Raw genomic sequence first — 15,648 nt, forward strand, 5'->3', positions numbered from 1 at the left:
GAATCTTGCGTAGTTAATATTAACCATGCAACACTCGATCCATGAGCATCCCTTCGTATCTCGTACAGACCTCCGTTCCCCTGCTCTGGCTGGTCATCGCGGTCGTGGGCGCGACGATCCGCACTCGCCACAGCACCTCCCGGGAGGCGAAGCTGGAGACCTGGCAGCGCTGGTGGGCGACCGCCGCGCTCGGTTGCGGCAGCCTGTGGATGACGATCTCGTTCCTCACGATCCCCGACGTGATGGCGACCGCGATCGGCTTCAACCGCTCGCCGTTCCTGTTCGAGATCGCCTTCGCCAATCTCGGCCTCGCGGTGATGGCCTTCCGGGCCGCCTCACCGAAAGCCTCGGCCAGGGAGCGCATCACCGTCGGTCTCGGTGCCGGCATGTTCCTCTGGGGCGCAGTGATCGGCCACCTGTACCAATGGTTCGCCAATGGCGACCACGCCGCCGGCAACACCGGCGGCGTCCTCATCTACGACCTACTGATCCCCGCGGTCATGATCGGCCTCACGGTAGCTTCAAGGCGACGCGAGGGTCAGGTGGACGGAGGAGCCGCTCGGGAGGTTCGGGTGGATGGTCAGCCGGCCACCAGCGGCCTCGGCACAGCGGCGGGCTATGTCAAGGCCTAGCCCTGTCGAGCCCCGGTCGCTACGGCCCCGCTCCCCTGCTCCTAGTGGGATGCCGGGGCCTTCGTCCGCGACGACGATCAGTACGCCGGTAGTACCGCCCACTGGTTGCCTGGTGAGGATGATGCGCGCCGGAGTGCCGTCAGGCGTGTGGGCGACGACGTTCTCCACCAGTGCGTCCAGTGCCGCGGACAGGTCGTCCGCTGAGGCTCGGACCATGGCAGGTGGCTGCACTAGGTCTAGTACCAGGTCTCGGCCTTGGTCCTCGAACAGTGGAGCCCAGAAGGCGGCCCGGGCGCGGGTGACCTCGACAGCGTCGCAGTGCGGGACCCGGCCCTCGCGCTGGGGGCGACGGGCGGCGCTGATGACAGCGGTGAGGGTGCGCTCCAGGCTGTTGACCTGAGTGTTGAGCTCCTCGGCCCGCTCGCGGTCAGGGAGCGCCTCGACTTGCAGGCGGAGTGCGGTGAGTGGGGTGCGGAGGCGGTGCGAGAGGTCGGCGACGGCTTCGCGTTCGACGGCGATGACTTCGTCGATGCGGTCGGCGAGACCGTTGAGGGCGGCGCCGACCTTGGCCACCTCGGCCGGGCCGGTGGTGGGCGCCCGGGCATCGACGTCACCTCGGGCTAGGCGTTCCGCAGTACGGGCTGTTTCTTCCAGGGGGCGGGCCATCCGGCGGGAGACGAGTTCGGCGCCGATGACGCTCAGGAGGAGTACCAGCAGGCTTCCGCCGAGCAGTATCGCGAGGCGGGTCGGCAGGCCGTGGTACAGCTCCTCGGCGGTCAGGTAGATGCAGATGGAGGCCGGGCCGGTCTTGGTGTCGACGCTGATGTCTGTCGCCTTGCCGTCGCCGATGGCGCGGAAGGACGCGGTCGAGAGCTTCGGTGGGCCGTGGTCGTCGTCATCGCCGTCGTCGTCGCCGGGGATCGGCTTGGGGTCGGCGACGCCGCCGGGTGGCGGGTCGCCGAGCGTGGTGCCGTTGGGAAGGCGGACGGAGATACGGCCGGCATTGTTCTTCTTGACCTCGTCGATGTAGGCCTGGATGTCGGCGGAGGTGCGGTCCTTGTCGCCGACGTAGTACGCGACGTTCTCGGCCTGGTAGCGGGCAGCTTTGAGCGACTCGTCGGCGGCGGCGTTGCGCAGCAGGAGGGTGAGCGGGATGGCGAAGGCGAGCACGACGAGGGTCGTCATACCGACCGAGAGCAGGAGGATCCGGCGGCGCATCGTCAGCCCGCTTCCGGGGCTGCGAGTTTGACGCCGACGCCGCGGACGCTGTGCAGGAAACGCGGTTCGGCGGCCGTCTCACCGAGCTTGCGGCGCAGCCAGGAGAGGTGGACGTCGACCGTGCGGTCGCCGCCACCCCACGGCAGGCCCCAGACCTCGGCCAGCAACTCGCGCTTCGTGACGACCGTCCCAGCCCGGCGCGACAGGGCGAGCAGGAGGTCGAACTCCTTGCGGGTCAGGTCGACGAGCTGGCCGTCGACGGTCACCTCGCGGCTGCGCGGATCGATGGAGAGCGCGCCGAGGTTGAGAGTCGACTCCTCCTGCTGGTCGGGGCCGCCCCGGCGTAGTACCGCCCGGATCCGCGCGTCGATCTGGGCGGAGCTGAACGGCTTGATCACGTAGTCGTCGGCGCCCGCGTCGAGCAGCCGCACCACGCTCGCGTCGTCGTCCCGGGCCGTCGCGACGATCACCGGTACGTCGCTGACGGCGCGAACCATCGCGAGCACGTCCCGCCCGTCGAGATCCGGCAGCCCGAGGTCGAGCAGCATCACGTCAGGCTTGTCCCGGGCGACGGCCGCGACCCCTTCGGCCCCGCTGGCGAGCGCCGTGACAGCGTGCCCGGCCGCCGTGAGCGACTTGCCCAGCGACGTCCGGATCGCATCGTCGTCCTCGACCAGCAAAACCCTCGCCATGAGATCGAGAGTAGTTGCCCCGCACCCACCACCTCCCACATCTCAGGGGTTAACCCCCGAACTGATGGGTTGCCCGGTCGGATTCTGGCTGGGCAACCCACCGACTCAGGGGTTAACCCCTGAGATGTGGGAGGTGGTGGGTGGCGGCGGTCTGGGGCCTCAGCTGTCGGCTGGCGGGAGTGCTGGCCGGAGTGGCGCACGGAGGCCGGTACTGCGAAGTTCCAGGTCGGCGAGTCGGGTGATGACGGCGGTGTCGCCCTCGCGCCAGGCGGTGACCGGGTCGTCGGAGATCTTCGCCAGCTTGTGCATCGGCTGGTTGGCCATCGCCCGGAGCGCGAACAGGTCGAGGTCGGCCGCGTTGTCGATGAACTTGCGCGCCGCCGTCGCGCGTCGGCTGAACCTGATCCGCCGAGGCAGCCAGATCAGCAACGCGAACAGCACCGGCAACCCGATCGTCACGCCGGCCAACAGATAGGCCAGCTGCTCCACCGCATGCGCCTGGTCCCGCCCCGCCTCGGCCAGCCTGGACGCCGCATTCGCCGCTCCGTCGATCGGCGCGCGCAACTCGTCGCCGACCGCCGGCACCTTGCCCACCGGCTCGGAGAACCTGTGCAGGTCGGCCGCCAGCCCGTCGCCGGCCTCGGCCGTCTTGCGACCGGGGTAGCCGAGCGCGTTGGTGATCTTGAAAACGGTCAGCCCGAGCGCGGTACAGAACGCGATCCAGCCCAGCAACATCAGATCCCCGAAAGCCTGCCCGAACCGCTGCACACCCACATCGGAGTAGAGCTTCACGCCGGTCATCTCCTCGATCGGTTACTCCACCAATGCCCATGTCAGCGCGGGCTGACACTAGTACTGTCTTGTCGTGATCGCGATCGCGGCGGACGGTGTGTTCGACGGAGAGGTCTACTCCGGCGGCGGGGCGGTCGTGGTCGTCGAGGCCGGCCGGATCGTCAGCGTCGGACCAGCCGGTACTACGCCCGCCGGGTGCGAGGTGACCCGCTTCGACGGGTGCACCATCTTGCCGGGGCTGATCGACACCCACGTACACCTCTGCTGCGACGGCAAGCCCGGCGCCCTGGACCGCATCCCCGACTTCACCGCGCCCGAACTGGACGCCGTCATCGAATCCTCACTGAGGACTCAACTGGCCGCCGGCGTCACCACCGTGCGGGACCTGGGCGACCGCGACTGGGCTGTCCTCGACTGGCGCGCCCGTCATCCAGACGCTCTGTTACCGACCATCCTCGCCAGCGGCCCACCGATCACGATCCCCAACGGCCACTGCTGGAACATGGGCGGCGCCGTCACCGGCGACGACGCGTTGCGTGCTGCCGTAGCCGAACGGGTCACCCGCGGAGCCGACGTCGTCAAGATCATGGCCAGCGGCGGCATCAACACCCCCGGCACCGACCCGGCTGCCGCTCAGTTCACCGCCGCCGAACTCCTTGTGGTGGTTGAGGAATCCCACGCTGTCGGCCTGCCCGTGACCGCCCACGCCCACTCCCTCGACGCCATCCGCTTCGCCCTCGCAGCAGGCGTCGACAGCATCGAGCACTGCTCTTTCATCACCGCATCCGGCCTAGGCGTCGACGAGTCCGTCGTCGAGGAGCTGGTTGCAACCGGTACGCCGGTATGCCCCACGCTGGGCATCGTCCCCGGCATGACCCCACCACCCGCAGTGCTGGAGCATCTACGGCGTACGGGCTCCGACCTCAGCACGCGCAACGCCCTGTTCGCCCGGCTCCACCATTCCGGCGTACGGATCATCTCCGGCTCCGACGGCGGTATCACCCCGGCCAAGGCGCACGGCATCCTCCCCGAATCCGTCATCGCCCTGACCGACGGCGGCCTCTCCCCCACGGCCGCCCTGACCACCGCCACCCGCCACGCCGCCACCGCCCTCAACCTCCCCACCAAAGGCCGCCTCACCCCCGGCTCAGACGCCGACCTCTTGGTTGTCCACGGCAACCCCACCACCGACATCACCACCCTGCGTTCACCCGAGGCGCTGTTCGTCCGCGGTCGGCGTGAACTTTCTGTCTGTGGGGGTCGTTAAGGTGACGTTGTGGTCGAGAAGTCGCTTGGAGTGCTGGGTTATCACCGGGCCGTCCTGTCGCAGGTACGCCGGGTGGATGAGCGTGCCTGGGCGGCTTTGCGGGACGGGGACGCGCGGGACGACGGGCTGAGCGACGTACTGCTGCGGAACACGTATCGGCTCGAGGCGGAGAGTCACCCTGAGTTGCATGCGGCGGGGCGTCGGGCGGCGGAGGCGCTTGGGCTCGGGGTGGAGATCGAGTTCTTTCAGGCGCAAGGAGCCGGACAGCCCAACGCGTCGCTGCTGCACCAAGGCGATCGGGCGGTGATCCTGTTCGAGGGGCCGTTGCTCGAGCGGTTGGATGCGGACGAATTGACGGCGGTGTGCGGGCATGAGCTGGCGCACCGGGTGCTGTGGACGGTGGAGGACGGCGCGTATCTCGCGGTCGACCGGCTGCTCGACGCGGCGGCTGCCGACGCACGGACGCCGGCGCAGTACTTGGAGACCCATCGCCGGTGGGTGATGGCATGCGAACTGTTCGCCGACCGCGGCGCCCTCGTCGCCTGTGGAGACCTCGGTACTACGGTCCGCGCGCTGCTGAAAGTCCAAACCGGACTGGGCTCCGTTGACCCAACCGCCTACCTCCGCCAAGCCAACGAGCTGGACCTGAGCACCGGCAGTCGCGGGACCAGTCACCCCGAAGGCGTCGCCCGCGCCTGGGCACTCCAGAACTGGCTGGCCGACGAAGACGTCGAGGTGCTGCTGACCGGCCCGCTCGACGTCGACTCGCCGGATCTGCTCGACGCCGCGTTGCTGCGCGAGCTGAGCATGGACTTCGCGGCCCACATCGCCCACGCGGAGGGGCTGCGTTCGGACACGGTCGCCACCTACGCGGCCGGATTCGCGGATCCGCCCGGGCCTCTCGGCGTACCGGGTGGTGCGGTGCCGCGCTTCGACGAGCCGCTGGCGATCCGGCCGGTGGACGGTGCGCCGATCCCGCGGCCGCGCGCGTTGACGGGTGCGACCCGGCAGTACCTCTGCTATCTGCTGCTCGATCTCGCGACGGCCGATCCCGAGCTGGGTGATGACGGGCTCATCGCGTCGCTGCGGGTGGCACGGCGCGCCGGGCTTTCGGAGTACGACGATCTGGCCGACGACGAGCTCGGCTGGAGCGACAAGCGCCGCGCCGAGCTGACCCGGGCGGTGACGCCATGACGACCCCTGCCGCTGGTCGCCACGCCATGACGACCCCTGCCGTTGGTCGCCACGCCATGACGGACCTCGTCGCGCTGGCCGTCTCGCAGGGCGGGCTCGGCAATGACGCGCTGCTGGCCGCCGTACTACCGCTGTTCCACGCCACCGCGGAGGTGCACGAGCGCGGCCTGGTCGCGCCGCTGCGTGGTCTCGATCGCATCACCGTCGACGACCGGACCAGACTCGGTTTCGCACCGGAGGATGCGTCGCGCCCGTTGATCCAGGCCGCCGAGATCGCTGCCAGGGAAGGGCATCGGGCCTCGGCAGTCGAGGTTGTCGCGCACCGTGAGACCTCGGTCGATCTGGGCGAGAGCGGCGGCCGGCCGGTTCTGCAGGTGACCGATCCCGTGCCCGAGGCGATCACCGCGCCGGTGCTCGTGCCGGGCTGGCAGAGCTGGGAGCACGTCCTCGGCCATCACGACCCGCTCACCGACATCTTCAGTCTCGGCCAGCTCCTGATCGGCCTCGGCTGTGGACTCGACCTGTCCCGCACCGAGGACGTCGCCCGGCTGATCGATGCCCGAGGCAACTTTTACACGCTGACCGGCTCGCTGCATCCGGTGATCGTCTCGGTGGCCTCGCAGATGGCCGAGCCCGACCGTCATCGCCGCGCCCAGGACCTGCGCTCGCTGATCGAGCAACTGGAGAACTACCGCGACCAGCCGCTCGACTTCGACGTCGACGCGATCACCCGCGACACGGCCGATCGGCGCGAGGCAGTCCTGAAGGCCTTGCGGGACAGGCTTTTCGACCTCTCCCGGCGTAACCGGCTGGTGCAATTCCGGCACACGGCCCAGACGATCAACCTCACCGAGGTCTCCGTCCCGCTGATGCTCGACGTGCGCAACATCCGCGCCGAGCAACTCTTCACCTGGAACGCCGACCTCGCCGCGCAACTCGTCGACGGCAAGGCCAAACCGCTCGGCAAATGGATCCGGTACGACGAAGCGCCGTACGCCGCCTCCGCCCTGGACAAGCTGATCTCGACGGCCCGGCGCGACCGCGCGGAGTACGGGCAGGACCAGCTGCGACTCGTGCCGGCGTTCCTGCGCTGGCACGATCTCAAGAACGACCCGGCGACGCGGCTGACCTCGCCGCTGGTGCTCGTCAAGGTGGAGCTCGCGAAGAAGCGGGGCGTACGCGATTCGTACACGCTGCGGATCACCGACCCGGTCGCCGAGATCAACCCGACGTTGCGTCATCATCTGCACCAGCTGTACGGGATCAACCTCCCGGCCAGGGTGGATCTGAGTGAGCCGGACGCTCTCGAAGTACTGCACGAGAAGTTGCGCGCCGAGCTGCAGGCTTCCGAGCCCGGGCTGCAGTTGCATCTGCGGGCCAAACCGCGGATCGACCTCGTGCGGCAGCGCGCGATGGTGAAGCTGCGGAACTACCGGCGGCGCCAGCACGGGAACACGGCGAACGAGTTCGGCGGACGGCACTACTCCTACTCGTATCGTCGGCCCGACTATCAGCCGCTCGGGGTGCAGATCTTCCGCAATCAGCTTGCCGTGCAGGAGTTGCCGCTGAGTGTCGTGTTCGGCGAACCGCGCCGGCCGGGTGCGATCGAGACCGACAGCTACACGCTGGAGACCGGCGACGACGGCAGCCCGTACTCGTGGGACGTCGATCTGTGCGCGGTCGCGCTGGCGAACTTCAACTACCGCACGCTCGGGCTCGTGCGCGACTACGACGAACTGCTCGAGACCGGACGGTCGTGCCCTTCGTTCGACCAACTGTTCTCGGATCGGCCGCGGCCGTTGGCGAGCGACCCGCCTGAGCTTCCGACCTCGGCGCGCCATCTGGTCGTGCCGGCCGACGGCTCACAGGTGGCCGCGGTCGCGCGGGCGCAACGCGGCGAAAGCTTCGTCATCCAAGGGCCGCCTGGGACAGGCAAGTCGCAGACGATCACCAACATGATCGCCGACTTCGTGGCGCGCGGTCAGCGGGTCCTCTTCGTCTGCCAGAAACGCGCCGCGCTCGACGTCGTCCACGCGCGTCTGGTCAGCCGCCGCCTGGACGGCTTGTGCACGCTCATCCACGACTCCCAAGCCGACAAGAAGGCCTTCGTCCACGGCTTGCGCGACACCTACGAGGCGTGGCTCGCAGGCTCCGACGATCTCGAAGACCTGACCGTACGCCGGGACGCACTGGTGGCTCGGGTGGACCGGCTGCTCGCAACCGTCGGCGATTTCGAAACGCTCCTCGCGGGCGGATCCCCTTCCCTGCGTACCGTTGTCAACACTCTGGCCGAGTTGCGCTCATCCCCCTGGGGTTCATCCCTGGAGCCCTCACAGCGCAAGCTGATCCCTTCCCCGGCCGACTGGTGGGCCTCCCGCGAGGTCGTAGGTGACCTGTCCTCCGGCCTGGCCGCAGCAGACCCCTCCAGCCACGGCGTACTGTCCCGAAGCCCCCTCAGCCTCATCGCCCCCTCCGTCTGGTCTGCCCCCGGCGCCGACACAGAGATCCCCGCCACCGCCGCCGAAGCCCGTACTGCGTGGTCCGCCGTCTCTGCTGCCCTGGATTCCACCGGCCTGACACCACCCGCCGACGGCTGGCCCTCCGTCGACCTCGCCGTCCTACGCCGTCTAGCCGAACTCGGCACGGTGATGGTCCCCCTGGCCGAACGCGACAAGTCCGAAGCCCTGGCCCCTCACTCCCGCACAGCCCGCGAACTACGAGCCGCGGCCACCGACCACGAGACTCTCCTGGCCGCCGAAAAGACCGCCTGGCAAGAAGCATCCGCTTGGACCGACCCCCTCCCACCAGCCGACGCCCGCTCCGCCCTAACAGTTGCCAAGAGCAAAGAAAACACCCTCCTGGCCTTCCTCTCCTCCGACTGGCGCCGGATCAAGTCCCTCGTCCACACCCGGACAGACACCACCACCCGCGCCGTCCGCCCCACCATCACCGAACTCCTCACCACCCTGATCACTGCCCAAGACACCACCACCGCAGTAACCACCAGCACCCAAACCGCCCTCCAAACCTGGGGCACCCCCAACCCCACCGCCCTAGCTCAATCCCTCCACCACCTAACCCAAGACGAACCCCTAACCCCCTGGCTACCTACCCTCTCCACAGACACCGACCAGGCTGTTGGAGTTGCAGCGAGGGTTGCTCGGGTTGGGGAGCTGTTGGAGGAGGCTGAGGCGGTTACGGGACGGCTGCTGGTTGAGGACTACGGCCAGCGGACCTTGGCTGGTGTGCAAGGGATTGTTGGGGTGCTGGCGTCATCGGCTGTGGTGCCGGTGGTTCAGCGGTTGGTTGGGGTGATGCGGCGGTTCGGGGACGTGCCGGTGGCGGTGCAGGACGCAGTACGGGGGTTGGAGGCGAACCCGGAGCAGCTGGAGTATGCGATTTGTGCGTTGGAGTGGGAGCGGGCCCGGTCAGGGGCGCCGTTGCTGGGTGAGGTGACTTCGGCGCGGCTCGACTCGATCGTCGGGGAGTTGAGTCTGGTGTACGACGAGCTGACGACGGTCAACGCCGAGGTGGTGGTGGCCGGCGTACGGCGGCGGTTCTTGAGCGAGCTTGCGCATTCCGAGGCGAGTGTGACCGGGATGTCGACCGACGAACGAGCACGCAAGAAGGCGTTCAGCGCGGGGCGGCGCGAGCTGGAGCACGAGTTCGGCAAGGTGATGCGCTACAAGTCGATCCGCGATCTCGCGTCGGGCGACCCCGGCCAGGTCGTCTCGCGGTTGCGCCCGGTCTGGTTGATGAGCCCGTCGTCGGTCTCGGACACCCTCCCGCTCGACACCTCCTTCGACGTGGTGATCTACGACGAAGCCAGCCAGATCCCCATCGAGGAAGCGATTCCGGCCCTACACCGCGCACCCCAGGTCATCGTCGTCGGCGACCAGATGCAGCTACCACCGACCCAGTACTTCCGCGTCGCCACCCCGGCCGCCGACCCCGACGACGAGGCCGAACACGTCGGCGTCGCACTGTCCGACGACAGCTTCCTGGCGATCAGCGCGCTTCGCCTCGCATCCACCATGCTCACCTGGCACTACCGCAGTCGCTCCGAAGCACTGATCTCCTTCAGCAACGCCGCCTTCTACCAAGGCCGCCTAGCCACCATCCCCGACCGCCTCCCCGCCCACCCGGCCCCACCCTGGACCGTCCGAGCCGGCGACGAGTCGCCTGCGTCGTACGCCCGACCCGCTGGTGACACACCCGCCGGCGGCCCACTCGCGAGCACGCCGTCGCAGGTGGCGGAGGTTGTGGACGGGATGCTTGCGGGCAGCATCACCGCAGTACGGGTTGCCGATGGCATCTATGTGCGGCGTACCAACCCAGCTGAGGCGAGGTGGATCGCCGGGCTGGTGCGGGAGATCCTGGCGCGCGATACCGGCAAGAGCCTTGGCATCGTGGCGTTCTCGGAGGCGCAGCAGGGTGAGATCGAGCGGGCGCTGGACGAGTTGGCCGATGCGGATCCGGAGTTCGGCGCGCGGTACGAGGCCGAGCAGGTGCGGACGCGCGACGAGCAGGACGCCGGGCTGTTCGTGAAGAACCTGGAGAACGTCCAGGGCGACGAACGCGACATCGTCATCATGAGCGTCTGCTACGCCGCCGGCCCCGACGGCCGGATGCTGATGAACTTCGGCCCGATCAACACCTCCGGCGGCGAGAAACGCCTCAACGTCATCTTCAGCCGCGCCCGCCAGCACATGGTCATCGTCAGCAGCATCGACCCCGAAGCCATCACCAACACCTACAACGACGGCGCCAACACCCTGCGCCGCTTCCTCACCTACGCCAACGCCGTCTCCCAAGCCAACCCCGAAGCCACCCAAGCCTCCCTGGCCCCGTACGCCGTATCGCGCAAACCCACCAGACCCCGCCCCGCCCACCCACCGACCGCCCCCGCACACCCCGCCGTCACCGGCCCCGGCGCTACCGGGACCGGCCTCGGCAACACCGGCGCTAGCGGGACCGGCACTGGCGGAACCGGCCCCGGAAACACCGGCCCTGGCGGGACCGGCACTGGCGGAACCGGCCCCGGCGCTACCGGGACCGGCCTCGGCAACACCGGCGCTAGCGGGACCGGCGTCGGCGCTGGCGGGACCGGCGTCGGCGCTGGCGGGACCGGCGTCGGCGCCACCGGCCCTGGCGGGACCGGTGCTGGCGGTACCGGCGCTGGCTTTGACGGTGCTGTGGCCGCTGGTGACGGCAGGGTGGGGTGGCCTGCGGAAGGTAACGGGTCTGCGCTGCACTCGACGGTTGTCGAGCAGTTGGCTGAGCGGTTGCGGGGGGAAGGGGTTGTGGTGGAGACCGAGGTTGGGGAGTCGGTGTTCCGGTGTGATCTGGCGTTGCGCCGGCCCAAGGACGAGGGCCACCGCCTGGCGGTCCTGGTCGACACCCCTGAGCGGATCGCCGCCGACACGCTCCTGGAACGCCTCACCACCCACCCACGAGCCCTCACCACCGGCGGCTGGCGAACTCACCACGTCCTCACCGGCGACTGGACCACCAACCCAGACGCAGTACTGGCCCGCCTACTCGACACCCTCAACCGCCCCACCGACAACTAGCCGCCGCCACCCCCCAACGCAACCACAATCCGCCCACCGCCCCCACCCGACCAGCCCACCTCCCCGGCTCCACACCAACCACTCCACCACCGCGCCTCACCCATATCCACACCAACCACTACGCCTCACGCGGATCCACACCAACCAGTGCGCCTCACCCATATCCACACCAACCACTACGCCTCACCCATATCCACACCAACCACTCCGCCAGTGCGCCTCGCCTGGGGCGGTGTGGGTTCTGCTCTGGTTCACCCGCGTCCAACGCTGGTTGGCTTGTATGGGCTCCGGTCGGCCAGGTCGCTCTTGATCGGGGAGCCGGTGTAGGTGTCCACCGCCTGCCCGGACTACCGCTCGGCGATCTTCCGCGCGCCCGGAAGCGAGCGTCGGCCGCGTAGTTGCCGGCATTGGGGTGGATCCTGCTCCCGATCCGGGCTATCTACCTCCCCGATCGGGCCGGTGCCGGGTTTTGATGTCGATAACGCGCAGCATCCCGCCGGCGGCACCAAAGCCTGCCAGCCGCGGGGGCGGGGGCGGGGCGGGGCCGGAGCGGGGCCGGGCCGGAGCGGGACCGGAGCGGGACCGGGCCGGAGCGGGACCGGAGCGGGACCGGGCCGGAGCGGGACCGGAGCGGGACCGGGCCGGAGCGGGGCCGGGCCGGAGCGGGGCCGGAGCGGGACCGGAGCGGGACCGGAGCGGGACCGGAGCGGGACCGGGCCGGAGCGGGGCGGGGGCGGGGCGGGGCCGGAGCGGGGCGGGGGCGGGGGACGGTGGTGAGGTGGGTGGGTTAGAGGCGTTCGATGATGGTGGCGTTGGCCAGGCCGCCTGCTTCGCACATGACCTGGAGGCCGTACCGGGCTTGGCGTTGGTCCAGGACTGAGAGGAGGGTGGTCATCAGGCGGGCGCCGCTGGCGCCGAGGGGGTGGCCGATGGCGAGGGCTCCGCCGTTGATGTTGACCTTCGCAGGGTCGACGCCGGTCTCGGCCAGCCAGGAGAGGACGACGGAGGCGAAGGCTTCGTTGACCTCGTAGGCGTCGATGTCGGAGGGGGTCAGGCCGGCTCGCTTGAGCGCCTTTTCGGTGGCGGGGAGGATGCCGGTGAGCATCATGACCGGGTCGTCGCCGGCGACGGCGAAGGTGTGGAGGCGGGCGCGGGGCTTCAGCCCCAGGCGGCGCGCGGCTTCCTCGCTGGTGATGAGCAGAGCGGATGAGCCGTCGTTGACCGGCGACGAGTTGCCGGCGGTGACGCGCCAGTCGAGGCCGGGGTAGCGGGTGCTGAAGTAGTCGTTCTGGAAGGCGGGACGGAGACCGGCGAGGACTTCCGCAGTCGTCGAAGGCCGGATGGTCTCGTCAACCAGCAGTTCGCGAGTACTTCCGTCAGCCTGCGGTGCCTTCAGCGGCGCGATCTCGGCGTCGAAGCGGCCATCGGCCCACGCTGAAGCTGCACGACTGTGGCTCAAGGCGGCGAACTCATCGAGCTGCCCCCGACTCAAATTCCATTTCGCGGCGATCAGCTCCGCGGACACACCCTGCGGAATCAGCCCCGGCTCATAGCGCTGGGCAACAGTCGGCCCGGCGAAGTCGGCAAGAACAGACTGGCCGTCGACCGGCGTCCGATACTGGCTGCCGATCGGCACCCGGCTCATCGACTCGACACCAGAGGCGATCGCGATGTCGTAGGCGCCGCTCATCACGCCCTGGGCGGCGAAGTGGATCGCCTGCTGGCTGCTTCCGCATTGCCGGTCGACCGTCACCGCCGGTACCGATTCGGGGAAGCCGGCGGCCAGTACCGCCCACCGAGCCGTGTTCGTGCTCTGCTCCCCGACCTGACCGACCGCCCCGCTGATCACGTCGTCGACCAGCGCCGGATCGATCCCCGTCCGGTCGACCAGCGCACGCAGTACGTGCGCGTGCAGGTCAACCGGATGCACCGAACTGTAGGCGCCACCCGGCTTGCCCTTGGCGATCGGAGTACGGACCGCATCGACGATGACGGCGGAGCGAGCAGACATGACGAGCCTCCAGGAACCAGCTGACTATACAAAGCTATAGTCACCCCTGACTATGGAAGACGCAAGTCAGCAGCTAGTGTGAGTTCATGCACGTTGAGCTGAAAGGCCGCCTGGCCGAGCGGGGCCAACAGCCGCTCGGCGACTACTGCCCGATCGATCTCGCCATGCAGGCGGTCGGCCAGCGATCCACGATCCTGCTGCTGCGCGAGGCGTACTACGGCGTCACCCGCTTCGACGACTTCGCCGCCCGCACCGGCCTGACCGAGGCGACGACGGCCAGCCGCCTGAAGGCGCTGGTCGACATCGGGGTGCTGGCCAAAACGGAGTACCAGGAGCCAGGCAAGCGCCGCCGGTACGAATACCAGCTGACCGAGAGCGGCAAGGACCTGATGCCCGTCGTCTTCGGGCTGGCCCAGTGGAGCAACCGCCACCACGCCCCGCCGGAGCCGCTCGAGCTGACCCACGACGGCCACCCCGTCGAGATAGTTGCCCGATGCACCAAAGGCCACCTGCCAGAGCTCAACGAGCTGACGGTGACCGTCTAGAGCGAGGTCCGCAGATGCCAGAGCAACGGGTAGTACCGAAGATCCAGCCGGCTGCGCAGATACCCCGCGCCTGAAGAACCACCCGTACCAGGCTTGGTTCCGATCATCCGCTCGACCATCACCACATGCCGGGCCCGCCAGGCCGCCGCAAGCTCGTCATGCTGGACCAGCGCCTCAGCAAGCTCCCAGATCTCCGCGAAGCTACTGCGATCCCCCGCCACCGTCTGCAAAGCCTTCCGCAGGTCATCCTCATCAGCCGTCGAGAAACCAGCCGACTCGAGCACACCCAGGAAGGCGTCCCACAGCGTCGGCTCAGCCAGCCGCTGCTCGAGCCGCGCCGTCTCAGCCGCGCTCAACCCACGGAACCGCTTCACGAACGACGGATCCTTGGCGCCCGACAGGAACTCGATCTCGCGGAACTGCACGGACTGGAACCCACTGGCCGGCGACAACCGGTGCCGGAACTCGCCGAAGTCCTGCGGCGTCATCGTCTCCAGCACGTCGACCTGCTGGATCAGCGTGCGCTCGATCGTGTGCACCCGCCGGAGCAGGTGCTGCGCCTTCCAGAGCTGCCCCGCCAGCATCGCGTCGCGCGACGCCGTCATCTCGTGCAGGACCTGCTTGAACCACAGCTCGTAGACCTGGTGGATCGTGATGAACAGCAGCTCGTCATGCGCGGGCGGATCCGATTCCAGCCGCTGCTGGTCGAGCAACTGCTCCAGCCGCAGATAGCTGCCGTAGGTGAGCCGGCCACCTTCCTCGCCGAAGTGGACATCCACCCCGTCCCACCGGCCGGTCACTGCTTCACCGCTGGGCTGAACCCCGCTCGTCTCGCTCACGGCCCGAGGATAGCCGCGATCACCCTCGGTTAGCTCAGCTCTACAAAGAGTCCTGTACGACGTCCAGCCACACCCGTTTGATCCCCGCCGTCGACGTCAACCGCCGCCAAGCGTCGACGGATCCGACCCGCAGCCCATCACCGTCGATCGACGTGTAGACATGCTCGACCCGAACCCCATTCCCGGCCCGAACCACCTCGCGAGCGCCCGGCTTGGAATACGTCACAATCACCGCGAGCCCCTCGGCGTTCTCCCGCCGGTACTCCGGCCTGCTGAGCAGCATCACATCGAACAACCGCCGGTCGACCACCCCACGATCGACCAGGGCGGCCGCATCAGCCGGTACCGCGTACAGGTGACCGCCCGACGAGTAGAGCCGCAGCGGGATGCCACCGCGCCCAGCACCCGGGCGGAACGCGACGACCGAACCGCGCTCGTCAACCGCCACCTGGTCGCCGGTGATCAAGCCGATCCACTCCACCGCCGGCGCCGTCGCGGTCCCAACCTGTCCAGTCGCAGCCCGTCCCGTCGCCAGACCAGCGCTATCCGTCGCCAGACCACCAGATCCCGTCGCCAGGCCAGCAGATCCGGTCGCCGGACCAGCAGATCCCGTCGCAACCGGACCGGCAGGCGCCAGACCGGCCGGCTCGGTACCCCTCAGTGCCGGGCCGGCCGGCGAGTTCACGAACGGGGCCGAGACGGCGAGACCCACTGCGACGGCGACCACGCCGATGATCGCCGAGCTGCGAGCGCGCAACGTTTCGACCTTCCTTGTCCATGACCGCTGTGATCCTCTCCCGCAACCTATGAAGACGATGTCAGGGAGTTGTCAGGAAGCCATCGCAATGTCGTCTCAGGCGGTGGGCGGTGCGGTGTGACTGCCGG

General features: G+C 68.9%; 11 protein-coding genes. 5 read left to right on the plus strand and 6 right to left on the minus strand.

Annotation, left to right across the window (positions count from 1 at the left end; translation table 11 throughout):
* Nucleotides 1–41: 41 nt before the first annotated feature.
* On the plus strand, nt 42–632 hold the full coding sequence (locus ABD768_RS37835; protein ID WP_344849006.1) for a DUF6790 family protein: 591 nt from the start codon (nt 42–44) through the stop codon (nt 630–632).
* On the opposite strand, the gene ABD768_RS37840 is transcribed toward ABD768_RS37835, so the two are convergent.
* The 3 genes from ABD768_RS37840 to ABD768_RS37850 form a co-directional block, all read right to left on the minus strand.
* A complete protein-coding gene (locus tag ABD768_RS37840) occupies nt 522–1,850 on the minus strand; it encodes a HAMP domain-containing sensor histidine kinase (protein WP_343984292.1) in 1,329 nt (442 codons plus the stop codon). The genes ABD768_RS37835 and ABD768_RS37840 overlap by 111 nt on opposite strands.
* 2 nt (nt 1,851–1,852) lie before the next feature.
* Nucleotides 1,853–2,542 carry a response regulator transcription factor gene (locus ABD768_RS37845; RefSeq protein WP_344849008.1) on the minus strand — a complete coding sequence of 230 codons (690 nt, stop codon included), beginning with the start codon at nt 2,540–2,542 and terminating at the stop codon, nt 1,853–1,855.
* Nucleotides 2,543–2,701: 159 nt separating this feature from the next.
* Nucleotides 2,702–3,343 (minus strand): hypothetical protein, encoded by a 642-nt coding sequence (locus ABD768_RS37850; RefSeq protein ID WP_343984296.1) that lies wholly within the window; start codon nt 3,341–3,343, stop codon nt 2,702–2,704.
* 64 nt (nt 3,344–3,407) lie between these two features.
* Between ABD768_RS37850 and ABD768_RS37855 the strand changes: the two genes are divergently transcribed.
* The 3 genes from ABD768_RS37855 to ABD768_RS37865 are packed head-to-tail and all read left to right on the plus strand — an operon-like array spanning nt 3,408 to nt 11,368.
* Complete coding sequence (locus ABD768_RS37855; RefSeq protein WP_344849010.1) at nt 3,408–4,601, plus strand: amidohydrolase family protein; 1,194 nt, start codon at nt 3,408–3,410, stop codon at nt 4,599–4,601.
* A gap of 9 nt (nt 4,602–4,610) precedes the next feature.
* The gene (locus ABD768_RS37860) at nt 4,611–5,795 is read left to right on the plus strand and encodes a M48 family metalloprotease (protein ID WP_343984300.1); all 1,185 of its coding nucleotides are present in this window, start codon (nt 4,611–4,613) and stop codon (nt 5,793–5,795) included.
* Nucleotides 5,796–5,851: 56 nt separating this feature from the next.
* Nucleotides 5,852–11,368 carry an AAA domain-containing protein gene (locus tag ABD768_RS37865; RefSeq protein WP_344849012.1) on the plus strand — a complete coding sequence of 1,839 codons (5,517 nt, stop codon included), beginning with the start codon at nt 5,852–5,854 and terminating at the stop codon, nt 11,366–11,368.
* A gap of 787 nt (nt 11,369–12,155) precedes the next feature.
* Here the strand turns inward: ABD768_RS37865 and ABD768_RS37870 are convergent.
* A complete protein-coding gene (locus ABD768_RS37870; protein WP_344849014.1) occupies nt 12,156–13,379 on the minus strand; it encodes a thiolase family protein in 1,224 nt (407 codons plus the stop codon).
* Nucleotides 13,380–13,465: 86 nt separating this feature from the next.
* On the opposite strand from ABD768_RS37870, the gene ABD768_RS37875 reads away from it, so the two are divergent.
* Nucleotides 13,466–13,924: a winged helix-turn-helix transcriptional regulator gene (locus ABD768_RS37875; protein ID WP_343983851.1), complete on the plus strand. Its 459-nt coding sequence runs from the start codon at nt 13,466–13,468 to the stop codon at nt 13,922–13,924.
* Here the strand turns inward: ABD768_RS37875 and ABD768_RS37880 are convergent.
* Complete coding sequence (locus ABD768_RS37880) at nt 13,921–14,763, minus strand: tryptophan 2,3-dioxygenase (RefSeq protein ID WP_343983848.1); 843 nt, start codon at nt 14,761–14,763, stop codon at nt 13,921–13,923. The genes ABD768_RS37875 and ABD768_RS37880 overlap by 4 nt on opposite strands.
* A gap of 40 nt (nt 14,764–14,803) precedes the next feature.
* On the minus strand, nt 14,804–15,520 hold the full coding sequence (locus ABD768_RS37885) for a hypothetical protein (protein ID WP_344849016.1): 717 nt from the start codon (nt 15,518–15,520) through the stop codon (nt 14,804–14,806).
* Nucleotides 15,521–15,648: the final 128 nt, after the last annotated feature.

This window comes from Kribbella ginsengisoli, from assembly GCF_039537185.1.
Lineage (GTDB): Bacteria > Actinomycetota > Actinomycetes > Propionibacteriales > Kribbellaceae > Kribbella > Kribbella koreensis.